8 protein-coding genes and 1 pseudogene are annotated in these 11,533 nt (G+C 67.9%); 2 read left to right on the plus strand and 7 right to left on the minus strand.

What is annotated here, in order from left to right:
* From QP089_RS29730 to QP089_RS29760, 7 genes and pseudogenes are all read right to left on the minus strand, one after another.
* Positions 1-417: pseudogene (locus QP089_RS29730) on the minus strand (L-rhamnose isomerase); the annotation flags it as partial.
* A 238-nt stretch (positions 418-655) separates the two neighbouring features.
* Positions 656-1,933 (minus strand): trehalase family glycosidase, encoded by a 1,278-nt coding sequence (locus QP089_RS29735; RefSeq protein ID WP_285915911.1) that lies wholly within the window; start codon positions 1,931-1,933, stop codon positions 656-658.
* Between the two features lie 68 nt (positions 1,934-2,001).
* Entirely contained in the window at positions 2,002-3,039 is a 1,038-nt protein-coding gene (locus QP089_RS29740; protein ID WP_285915913.1) for a glycoside hydrolase family 71/99 protein, read from the minus strand.
* Between the two features lie 631 nt (positions 3,040-3,670).
* Positions 3,671-6,517, minus strand: a complete 2,847-nt coding sequence (locus tag QP089_RS29745) for an AbfB domain-containing protein (protein ID WP_285915914.1) — start codon at positions 6,515-6,517, stop codon at positions 3,671-3,673.
* A gap of 61 nt (positions 6,518-6,578) precedes the next feature.
* Positions 6,579-7,691 (minus strand): galactose-1-phosphate uridylyltransferase, encoded by a 1,113-nt coding sequence (gene galT / locus QP089_RS29750; RefSeq protein ID WP_285915915.1) that lies wholly within the window; start codon positions 7,689-7,691, stop codon positions 6,579-6,581.
* Positions 7,688-8,842, minus strand: coding sequence for a galactokinase (gene galK, locus QP089_RS29755; RefSeq protein ID WP_285915917.1), 1,155 nt, complete (start codon positions 8,840-8,842; stop codon positions 7,688-7,690). The genes galT and galK overlap by 4 nt, the downstream gene beginning before the upstream one ends.
* On the minus strand, positions 8,839-9,015 hold the full coding sequence (locus QP089_RS29760) for a hypothetical protein (RefSeq protein ID WP_285915918.1): 177 nt from the start codon (positions 9,013-9,015) through the stop codon (positions 8,839-8,841). The genes galK and QP089_RS29760 overlap by 4 nt, the downstream gene beginning before the upstream one ends.
* A 209-nt stretch (positions 9,016-9,224) precedes the next feature.
* Here QP089_RS29760 and QP089_RS29765 point away from each other — a divergent pair, with 209 nt between their 5' ends.
* Positions 9,225-10,238 carry a LacI family DNA-binding transcriptional regulator gene (locus QP089_RS29765; protein ID WP_285915919.1) on the plus strand — a complete coding sequence of 338 codons (1,014 nt, stop codon included), beginning with the start codon at positions 9,225-9,227 and terminating at the stop codon, positions 10,236-10,238.
* A 204-nt stretch (positions 10,239-10,442) separates the two neighbouring features.
* Positions 10,443-11,486: an ABC transporter substrate-binding protein gene (locus tag QP089_RS29770; RefSeq protein WP_285915920.1), complete on the plus strand. Its 1,044-nt coding sequence runs from the start codon at positions 10,443-10,445 to the stop codon at positions 11,484-11,486.
* Positions 11,487-11,533 lie beyond the last annotated feature (47 nt).

Genomic DNA, 11,533 nt, shown 5'->3' on the forward strand with positions numbered 1-11,533 from the left:
CCCGACCGCGTCCATGATGTCGACGCATTCGAGCAGGTGGTCCAGGGCCTTGCGGCGGACCTTCGGGTCGGGGTTGGTGACGCTGCCGAGCTTGTAGTCGTCGTCCTGGAACACGTTGGTGTTCACCGCGCCGATCCGCACGCCGCGCTCCTTGGCGTGCGCGGCCAGCGCGGCGTAGTCGTCCACCTTGTCCCACGGGATGTGGACGGCGACGCTGGGCGCGACGCCGGTGAAGCGGTGCACCTGCGCGGCGTCGTCGATCTTCTCCTGCGGGGTGCGCGGCACCCCCTGCTGGGCGAAGACCTTGAACCGGGTCCCCGAGTTGCCGTACGCCCACGAGGGAGTCTCGATCCGCTGAGCTTTCAGCGAAGCCTTCACCTCAGACAGGTCGGTCAAGGTTCCTCCAGGGGTAGGCATGCGAAAGGCTCTCGAACTCAGATCAGGGTCATCGCCCTGCGCGACCATTCGGGGCCGGCGCGGGCCACCGGACCAAGAGTAATGAATCGATTCACTCTCAAGGATAAGAGTGCGTCTCTGACTACGTCAAGGCGATCACCCGGACCCAAGAGGTACCACCCGTCCTCCGCACAGGCTGCTCAGCGGCCCCAGGTCCTCACCGGGCGCCACTCAAACCGGAGAATTGAAACAATTCATTTCAGTCGTTCTCGCTCGCGAATCTACGCTCTATGCCAGCAAGCAGCTCTTCAATGGGCGCGTCATGGTGGACGCGGCGGCCGAGCAGGACCGCGGCCGCCGATGTCCAGCCGTGCAGCCTGATGGTTCCGTACCGCTCGTTGGGGAGATTCAGGCCACCCGTGACCACGTTGTACTTCTCGTACAGCTCGCCCGTGGCCACGAAGTGACGCACCATCATCTCGACGAAACCCTGTGCCACGGAACGCCCGGCAACGCGCAGACCGTACCTGTCCAACCCCCAGGAGGCGATGATGACGAGTGGCGGCCAGCCCGCAGGATGCATCCATTGGAGATCACCGTCGGCCAGCTCAGGATGCGGATTGTCCAGCATCCGGTCGGTGACCGCCGGCCCATGGGGATGCTGGAACCGCTCCAGAGCGGCGGCCGCCCTGCGCGCCTGCGTTTCCGTGGCCGTGCCCGACCACAACGGCCAGTACCCGCACAAGCTCCAGTACGGCATTCGACGGTCGGCCACGTGGTCGAAATCGAAGAAGAAGCCTTGCTCTTCGTCCCAGCACAGGTCACGGATGAGAGCGCTCCGATCGGCGGCCTCGGCGCGCCACCGCCGCGCGTCGCCCGGCCGCCCGAGGAGATCCGCGAGATCGCCGAGCACCTCCGCATAACGTACGAGCGCACAATTGATGACCAGCGGCGCCACCCGGCGGGCATCACCCGCGTAGATCGGGGTCCAGTCCAGCCCGGTCTCGGCTTCCGCCGCCAAGCGCGGGTCCAGCGAAGGGTCACCGAGGTCTGCGCAGCGGGCGAGCCCGCAAGCGGTGCGGTGGTGATCGTCGTTCCAGTAGCCGGTGTACTCGGTCACCAGCGCCGGGTACGCGCGGTGCAGGAGCGCATCGTCGCCGGTCGCACGGACGTACCGCAGCACGCTGTCCGGGAATACCGGCGTCTGAGAACGGGTGCGCAAAGCAACCTGGTTGGCGTTGGGCATGAAGCCGAAACGCTCCACCATCGACAGATAGTCGACCACATGCGCCCGGACGAGGTCCTTGCGGTCGTGAACGAGCAGGGCAAGGTTGCTGAACCAGGTGTCCCAGGCGAACATCGACCGGTACCAAGCGGGCCCGACCCGGCCTCCGCCGGAGGCATAGGGCTCCGGCAGGAAGAGCACGTTCTCATCGGCGCGGACGCTCGCCTCCTGGGCGGTGACAACGTCCTCGTCCCACCAACCGCGGATGGCTCGATCGAGGCGTTCCCAATGGACGGCAGCGCTGACGTTCATTCTTGCGACGATCCTTCGAAATCCAGGGGCGGCGGGGAGTGCAGCGCCCATCAAGGCGAGGTGATAGGTCACCCTGTGGTCTTGAAGCGGCTGATCTGCTGCTTGAGCAGGTCAAGGTACTGCGTGCCCAGTTCAACACTGGGTTCGATGTCGTTGCTGAACTCCGGGCTCATCTCCTCACCGGGCCTGGCGGGGCATCCGGTCCACTCGTTGAACGACTGCACCAGCACGACCTGGGGCCGGATGGCGACCGCACGGTCCCACTTCGAGACGAAGGTCTGCCCGTTGTTACGACCCTCGCGCTTGTCGGCGCTGGCCCAGCCGTTGGGGTCGCCGCGCACGCCCGCGGTGACCATCATGGCCTCGGGTACGCCGTCGACGACCGGGTAGGTCTGCTCGCCGCGGTCTTCCCAGGACCAGTAGCCGTACTTGCTCACGCGCCCGGCCAGCAGGTTGGGCTGCTCGGAGACGAACCCGGTCATGTGCCGCACGGTGAACCGCCCGTCGTCCCACGGCGGAAGGCCATTGGGGAACAGCGCGGGGGTGCCGGCGTAGTCGACCAGCAACGGCTTGCCGCGGAAGGTCTGATACAGCGCGCCGAATGCCGGGTCGGCAACGAAAGTGCGGTACACCTGGTCGGCCTTGGCCTGGATCCGCCCGTTGCCGTAGTCCTCAGCGTGGGAAGTGCCGATCAGGATGGCGATGTTGGGTCGCGCGGACATCTGCGCGAAGGTGGCGAAGACGGCGGCCGTGGCGTCCTCGATCGCTTTGATATCGGTGCGGGACGGGTCGCCGGGGTAGTCGATGTCGTTCGACCAGTCGATCAGGATGAAGTCGATGCCGGCATCGGCGAGCCAGGCGCCGTGCTGACGGATGGTCGCGGGATCGGCGGAGTCATACGCGCCCAGCTTCGGCGTGCCCCAGGTGCAGCCCCCGTTGCTCGACCAGACGGTCGGGGGGAACCAGGTGGAGTACGTGATGCCCACCAGGCCCCCGGGCGCGGCATGCGCCCGGGACGTTCTGGCCAGGAGACCGGCGGCGCCCAGCGCCGCAGCGGCGCCCCCCGCGAGCACCGATCGCCGGCTCGGAGACGGTACTGCGTTCATTGAACCCCTCTACGAAGAGTGAATCGATTCGGCCGAAATGCAGCGATCCCCCGAGAGGCACGCCAGAGGCTCGGCCGCGCTCTGCTCAAGCCCGGAGGCACTATGAAAGGATTCAGCCTCTGATGACTACAGCACGCACGGCCGGACTTGTCCAGGGGGTGGGTCGTTCAGATGTCTGCGGCGATCGCTCCGACCCGCCGTCGACACCTTGGCTGCAGAGCATTAAGGCAGGTAAAGAGCCTGATGTCAGATCGAGCAAGGATCAGAGAACGAACCCGCAGTACGGCCGTGAACACGAGGAATCAGCGTGAGGACGCGGACATTCGTTGACCGGAATCTGAATCGTTACAATCACCTGCAGGTTGCGAGCGACCGCTCCCTAGGGAGCAAGCTCAACGTCGCCACCAGGCCGGGCGATGAACGGCTCGCCTCCAGATCGCCTGCCAGACTTGGACCGCCCGACGTCGCCGATTCCAACCGCGCCGGCGGCTTTGAACTCCTCGGCGAGTGCGAGCATGCGGGTGCCCGCCCGATGACTACCGTCGCTCTCGCCGGCGATGAAGCCGAGTTCGGCCGCCCGTGGCACCCACTCGGGCGCCACGGACGGCCCGCTCGGCGGGCAGGTAACGGATCAGGGCGTCCAGGGAGCGGCGAGGTGCCAGGTGACATCCGGATCGTAAGACGACGGCGAATCGCAGGGGGACGGCCCGCCGTTGCTCGCGACCCACACCTGCGCCGCGTAGTGCCGGATGTTGTGACCGATCTCGTTGTAGGAGGCGAGCGTCACGTCACCGGAGCCGTAGCGGCCGGGCTGGGCGCAGAATGTCGCATCCTGGTCGAACAGCGCGGAGCCGTCGCGTGGGTCTTTGCGGATGCGGAAGTTCTGGTGCCGCAGGTAGTGGCCGCTGTAGTTGCGGGATTCGAAGGAATAGCAACTGGAGTCGGCGAGACCGGCTCGGATGATGAAGGTGGCGTCGCCCTTGAGCCCGGCGTCGGCTGCGGCGTTGACGACGTCGGTGTAGCCGAGGCCGTCCTTGTGCCTCAAGTAACGATCGGTGTAGCCGGGCGTGACGACCTGCAGCGACTTGGCCTGCCCGGTCGGCAGGTCGGCACCGCTGCGCCACCAGGGTGTGGTGGGCGACCAGGTCGCGTCGGCGGCGAAGCCGGCAGGGGCGTCCCAGGCGTTGGCGCCGCTGTCGTCAGAGATGTAGACCTCGGAGTTGATGTGCCGCAGATAGCGGCCGCGGTAGTTGTACGACTCCAGGGAACTGCCGCCGCCCGACAGCCCGGAACGCACGCAGAAGGTCGCGTCCTGCGCGAACTGCGACGATCCGTCGTTGGCGTCGCGGCGGGCCCGGTAGCCGAAGTGGCGCAGGAACTGGCCGGGCGCGCCACGCGATTCGAGCGAGACGCAGGAGGGGTCGGCCAGGCCCGATCGTACCCAGAAGGTCGCGTCCCGCCGTGCCGCTTCCGAGCTCGCGGTGTTAACGACTGCCGTGATCCCGAGACCACCGGACAGGCTCAGCGATCGGTCGGTGTACCCGGGCGTGGTGACCTTGAACGACGTCAGCGAGCCGATGGGCAAGTACTGGCCCTGAGCGGCGGTTTTGACGGAGTTGTTGACCGCCAGCACCTGCGCGAAGTCCATCTTCTGGACTCTGCGGTCGTAGGTGTAGAACCCGTTGACCTCGTTCTCCACATCGGTGGGCTCGGTGTAGACCGATGCCGACAGACCCCGGGTGGTGATCAGATCGCGCAGTTGCCCGGTGATGGCGACATAGCGCTGGGTGAGCGTCGCCGAGTCCGGCTCCATCTCGTAGCTGAACCCGTTGCCCGGGGACCATTCATGGCCGCTGACACGCAGGCCGAGGCCGCCGTACTCGCCGAGAACGGCGACCCGGCTGGAGGTGGGCAGGTGGGTCTGGCCCGGTCCGACGTAGATGTGGTCGTCGACGACGTCGCCGTTGCCGCCGTCGGTGCCGCAGCAGTTGGAACCCGAGTTGTTGTCCACCAGGCGGCTGGGGTCCCAGCTCTTGACCAGGTCGGCGATACGGGCCGAGTCGTACTCCCCCCAGCCCTCGTTGAAGGGGATCCACTGCACGATCGAGGTGATGCCCTTGAGTTGGTCGACGACGCGGTGCAGTTCGGACTCGAAGTTGGCCCGGTCCGCACTCGACGGGTCCGTGCCGGTGCGCATGGCGGGCATGTCCTGCCACACCATCAGCCCGAGCTTGTCGGCCCAGTAGAACCAGCGGGCAGGCTCGACCTTGATGTGTTTGCGGACCATGTTGAATCCGAGCGCCTTCTCCTGCTGCAGATCGAACTTCAAGGCGTCGTCAGTGGGAGCGGTGTAGATGCCGTCCGGCCAGTACCCCTGATCGAGCGTGCCCATCTGGAAGACGAACTTGCCGTTGATGACCGGCCGCAGGACGCCGCCGACAACGGCCTTGCCGATCGAGCGCATGCCGACGTATCCACCGACCACATCACCGCCGCCGGTGCCGGTGAGACTCACCCGCAGGTCGTAGAGGTAAGGGTCATCGGGGCTCCACAGGTGCGCGTTGGGCACGGGGATCCGCAGGTGCGATCCGGGCGAGCCGTCCGCGGAACCGACCACCTTTCCACCCGCGATCACCTCGGCATGGACGTTCTGGGCGTTGCCGCCGCCGACGTGCGCGACGACGTCCAGCGCCCTGGCCGGAACGTCGGGCGTGGTGTCGAGGCGGGTGATGTGGGCAGGGGTGGTGGGTTCCAGCCAGACGGTCTGCCAGATACCGCTGGAGGCGGTGTAGAAGATGCCGCTGGGGTTCAGTCGCTGCTTGCCGATGGGGTTGCCGGCCGCGTCCACCGGCGAGTAGACGCCGACGATGATTTCGTTGTCGCCGCTGTGCAGCGCATCGGTGATGTCGAAGCTGAACGCGTCGTAACCGCCGCTGTGTGTGCCGACGTCGACGCCGTTGACCCAGACGTTGGCGCGCCAGGTGACGGCGCCGAAATTGAGCTGTATCCGCTTGCCGGACCAGGCGGCCGGGACCGTGAAGGTACGCCGGTACCACATGTTGTTCTCGTGCCGCATGATGCCCGACAACGCCGACTCGATCGGGTACGGCACCAGGACGGTTTCGGCGAGGTTCTGGCCGACCGGAGGGCTGGTGATGGCCTCCGTGGCGGCGAACTGCCACTGCCCGTTGAGACTCTGCCAGTCCGGGCGGGTCAACTGGGGGCGCGGGTACTCGGGGAGCGGGTCGGTCCGGGAGACCTGACTCGTCCAGGGGGTCGTCAACGGCGGCGTCTTGGGAATGTGGTCCGCTTGGGCCGTCGCGGCGCCGACCAGCATGGCCCCGAGCATGATGAGGGCAACGCTAAGGGCCGTCAGGGCTCTGAAGGCCGCGTTGCCGGATTGGGCCCATGCGCCTGAGGCCGTGGCGTGGCCGGGCATGGCACGGCCGGCCATGCCGCGGTGGGGTGGGATGTTCATCGCTCGTCCTCACTAACGGGGGATGGTCGGATGCGAGTGATGGCGGAGCAGGGTGGCGCGATCAGAGGCCCGCATTGATCGGTCGCCGGGCGGACGGCGCCGGGGCGGGCAGGGTCACCGATCGAAGCCGGTGGGCGGCCTCCTCGGGGAGGACGTCGCTGACGAAGGCCCCCATGGCGGCTTCGGAGCCGGCCAGGTACTTCAGCTTTCCGGGGGCGCGGCGGTTGGTGAACAGTTGCAGGTGCAGGTAGCCCAGATCACGGTCGATCCGGGTCGGGGCCTGATGCCAGGCGGAGATGTAGGGGGCCGGCGCGTCGAACAGTGCGTCGAGCCGGGCCAGCATGTCCAGGTACAGGACGGCGAACTCGGCGCGTTCTTCGCTGTCGAGCGCCGCGAGGTCGGGGACCTTGCGGTGCGGGTAGAGGTGGACCTCGTAGGGCCAACGGGCGGCGGCGGGCACGAACGCGGTCCAGTGTCGGCCGCTGGCCACGACCCGATCGCCGGCCTCCCGCTCGGCGGCGAGGTTCTCGGCGAACAGGTCACGGCCGGTGCGGTCGCGGTGGGCACCGGCGGAGGCGAGCATGCGGGAGGTCCGCGGGGTGATGAAGGGATAGGCGTAGATCTGGCCGTGCGGGTGCGACAGGGTGACGCCGATCTCCTCGCCTCGGTTCTCGAAGCAGAAGACCTGCTGGACGTAGGGAAGGGCGGAAAGCTCGGTGGTGCGGTCCGCCCAGGCCTCCATGACGGTCTGAACCCGGGCGGGGGTGAGATCGCGGAAAGACGCGGAGTGGTCGGGGGTGAAGCAGACCACCTCGCAGTGGCCGGGAAGTTGTGAGCCGCCCGACCCGGCTCCGCCGCCGGCGAGGCGGTGGCTGTAGGCGGGGAAGCGGTTGTCGAAGACCACCACCTCGTAGTCCGCCGCGGGGATCTCGGTGTACCTGCCCGGCGAGCTGGGACACAGCGGGCAGCCGTCGGCCGGGGGCAGGTGGGTGCGGTCCTGGCGATGCGCTGCATAGGTGACCCACTCGTCGAGCAACGGATCATGACGGACCTGCGAGCCGGAGGCCGGCGCGGTCGGGTTCCTCCGGTCCGGTGCGCTGCGGTCGGCGTCGTGTCGCTGATCGAAATACCGGAGCGTGCGGCCGTCGGCCAGCCGTATCACGGTGCGCTTCATGCGACTCGCTCCCGCAAGCCGGTCACCCGGTGCGCGCCCGCCGACGGGTCGGCGGCCAGGAAGGCGGGCGCTGCCCACCCCCGCCGCGCGAAATCCGCCTCGACCGCCGCGCGTACGCCCGGAAGACGCCGGTCTTCGACGAGCGCGAGGACCGAGCCGCCGAATCCGCCGCCGAGCATGCGGGCGCCGGCCGCGCCCGCGCGCACCGCCGCGTCGACGGCGGCGTCGGCCTCGGGCCAGGACACCTCGAAGTCGTCACGCAGCGACCGGTGCGACGCGTTCAGCAAGGCGCCCACCTCGGCGCCGCGGTCTGCGGCGAGCAGGTCCACGGCGATGCCGACGCGCTCGTTCTCGGTGACAACGTGGCGGACGAGGCGGCGCAACCCCCGTTCTGCCAGCCGCTCCGCCGCCTTTGCCGGATCCGGCAGGTCCCGGAGCGTACGCACCCCCAGCAACCTCGCGGCCCGTTCGCACTCCGACCGCCGGGAGGCGTAGGCGCCGTCGAGGAGCTCATGTTGCGCGCGAGTGTCGATGACGAGCAGGGTGAGGCCGTTCAGAGCGACCGGGATGTGCACGGCCGTCCAGGTGCGGCAGTCCAGGAGCAGGGCGTTGCCCGCGGTGCAGAGCATGGCCGCCGACTGGTCCAGGACGCCGCACGGGACGCCGACGAACTCGTTCTCGGCCTGCTGCGCGATCCGTACGAGTTCCGTGCGGGTGAGCGGCAATCCGTAAAGATCCCGCAGCGCCAGCGCGATCGCGCACTCGAGCGCGGCAGAGGAGGCCAGCCCGGCGCCCTGCGGAAGATCGGAATCGACCAGCATCGCAGCACCGCCCACAGGATGACCGGCCTTGTGGAATGCCTGCCAGATCCCGGCGCCGTAGGCGGCCCAGCCCGTCACGGCCCGGACTCCGATCTCCGAAAGGTCGACCACGAACGGTGCGTCCGGCACCTGCCGGGAGCGCAGCTCCAGCACGCCCTCCCGCGGCGCCGCCGCGACGCGCACCCCCTGGCCGAGGGCGAACGGCAGGGCTAGCCCGTCGTTGTAGTCGGTGTGCTCGCCTATGAGATTGACCCGGCCGGGCGCGTGCCACACCCCGACGGGCGGCCGCCCGTAGCACCCGGCGAACTCTGCAGTGATCGGGCCTGTCATGTCGCCGGCCACCCGTCGCCTTCCGCGGGAGCGAAGGCGCCGGCGGTGAGCCGGATGCCGGTGTAATGCCGCTGGTCTCCGATCGGGCGGGCACCGACGATGTTCTCCAGTGCCTCCGTCACGGTGACCAGGCTCGGTCTCGGGTTCAGACGGATCAACGGATAACGCAGCACTCGCCTGTCTCCTCGGATTCGCAGTGAAAGGTCGTCATCGGCGGTCCGCGGGAACCGGCCCGATGCGGCTGTCGGGGGTGGGGCTGGAACATGGACCGCCCCTCCGGTCCGGACGCTTGAGGAAGTTTTACAACGTTGGAACAACGTTGTAAATGACTTCGCTCGCTAGGATTCGGGCAACTGGTGGAGACCGCGGAGGGTGGGACACGGTGGCGGCAACGCTCAAGGACGTCGCGGCGCTGGCAGGCGTCTCGGTGAAGACGGTCTCCAACGTGGTCAACGGCTACGCCTTCGTCAAACCGGAGAATCGCCGCCGGGTGGAGGACGCGCTGGCCGCCACCGGCTACCGGCCCAACCTGGGCGCGCGGAACCTGCGCCGCGGCAGGACCGGATTCATCGCTCTGGTGGTGCCCGAGCTGAGCATCCCCTACTTCGGCGAACTCGCGGGGCTGGTCATCACCGCGGCGCGCCGCCATCACTGGAACGTGCTCATCGAGCAGACGCAAGGCGCGCGCGATCGCGAGCGTTCCGCCCTGGCGGCGATGGGCCCGCACATGATCGACGGCGCGATCCTCAGCCCTCAGGCGCTGGCCGCCGAGGACTTCGGCGCATTCGACCTCGCCGTCCCACTGGTCCTGGTGGGCGAGCACTCCGTCGAGGTGCCCTTCGACCGCGTGGCGATCGACAACGTGCAGGCCGCCCAGAGGGCGGTGGCCCATCTGGCCGCCCTCGGCCGCCGGCGGATCGCGGCCATCGGCCAGCACCCGTGGCGTGGCACCGCCGCCCTCCGGATGGAGGGCTACCGGGCGGCCCTGCATTCGGCCGGCCTCCCGGAGACGGGCGAACTGATCGTGCCCGCCCTCGAATACCACCGGCGGGAAGGCGCGCAGGCCATGCGACGGCTGCTCGAACTGCCCCACCCGCCCGATGCGGTGTTCTGTTTCAACGACCTGCTGGCCATAGGCGCGTTGCGCACGGCCGCCGAACACGGCCTGCGCGTCCCGGACGATGTGGCGATAATCGGGTTCGACAACACCGAGGAAAGCGCGTACAGCATCCCGTCCCTGACCACCATCGCGCCCGACAAGGCCGCCATCGCCACGACCGCGGTCGACCTCATTCGCCGCCGGGTGGACGCCAGGGACGCCTTCGCCGTCCAGGACGTGCAGATCCCGTACTCGCTGGAGATTCGGGAGAGCACCGTCGGCCGCGCGGCACAGTGACCTGGACCGATCGAACCTGCGCACTCCAGATCGTTTCCATCCACGATCCCAGCCAACTTCGTCCAGTTCACCGCCTGAATTGCGGGCGTCTGATCGGTATTGACAAAAAGCGATCGCTGGTGGCTCAATTAGGCCACTCGACCCGCCCCGTGGGAGGAACCACCGATGATCGTGCCTGCGAGAAGTCATGCGTATCGAGCCGCGTTGCTCGCGTCACTCGTCCTGGTCATCGCCGGATGCGGCAAGTCCGAGGACTCCGGCTCCGGCTCCGGCTCCGCCGAGAACACGGCGGGTCAGCAGGCGGTCCAGACGCCCACGGGCAACGCCGGCCCGTCATGCACCATCGACAAGTTCGGGGCCACCAAGTTCGATCTGAAGTCCTCGGTCGTCGGTTTCTCCCAGTCGGAGAAGGAGGCCAACCCGTTCCGGATCGCCGAGACAAAGTCGATCAAGGACGAGGCGTCCAAGCTGGGCCTGACCGGCCTGAAGACGACCAATGGCCAGTCGCTGTTCAACAAGCAGATCAGCGACGTCCAGCAGCTCATCGCGCAGGGCGCCAAGGCTCTGGTGATCGCGCCGCTCAACTCCGACGGCTGGGAGCCGGTGCTCCAGCAGGCGACGGCCAAGCACATCCCGATCATCACCGTCGACCGCAAGATCAACGCAACCGCCTGCAAGGACTACCTGACCTTCATCGGGTCGGACTTCACCACTCAGGGCAGGCGCGCGGCCGACCAGATGATCAAGGCGCTGGGCGGCAAGGGGAAGGTGGCGATCCTGCTCGGCGCGTCCGGAAACAACGTCACCACCGAGCGCACCAACGGCTTCAAGCAGGAGATCCAGGCCAAGGCCCCGAATATCCAGATCACCTTCGAGCAGACCGGTGAGTTCACTCGGGAGAAGGGCCAGCAGGTCACCGAGCAGATGATCCAGAGCAACCCCGACGTCAACGCCATCTACGCCGAGAACGACGAGATGGCGCTGGGGGCGGTCACCGCGCTGAAGGGTGCGGGCAAGAAGAAGGGCGACATCAAGATCGTCTCAGTGGACGGGACACGCAACGCGGTCCAGGGCATCGTGGACGGCTGGATCTACGCCGTGGTGGAGTCCAACCCGCGGTTCGGCCCGCTGGCGTTCCAGACCCTGCAGAAGTTCGTCGCCGGTGAGCCCATCCCCGACAAAGTCATCATCTCCGATCGGGAGTACGACGCGTCCAACGCCAAGCAGTCACTGTCCGGCGCGTACTGACCAGGCCCGCGTGCCCGTGCGACCAGGCCGCGACCGGAGGAACCGCA

Origin of the sequence: Actinomadura opuntiae (assembly GCF_030283205.1) — a bacterium.
GTDB lineage: Bacteria > Actinomycetota > Actinomycetes > Streptosporangiales > Streptosporangiaceae > Spirillospora.

Coding starts and splice junctions, on each gene's coding strand:
- QP089_RS29735 (WP_285915911.1), bottom strand. CDS start 1,933: ATGAACGTCAGCGCTGCCGTCCATTGGGAACGCCTCGATCGAGCCATC.
- QP089_RS29740 (WP_285915913.1), bottom strand. CDS start 3,039: ATGAACGCAGTACCGTCTCCGAGCCGGCGATCGGTGCTCGCGGGGGGC.
- QP089_RS29745 (WP_285915914.1), bottom strand. CDS start 6,517: ATGAACATCCCACCCCACCGCGGCATGGCCGGCCGTGCCATGCCCGGC.
- galT (WP_285915915.1), bottom strand. CDS start 7,691: ATGAAGCGCACCGTGATACGGCTGGCCGACGGCCGCACGCTCCGGTAT.
- galK (WP_285915917.1), bottom strand. CDS start 8,842: ATGACAGGCCCGATCACTGCAGAGTTCGCCGGGTGCTACGGGCGGCCG.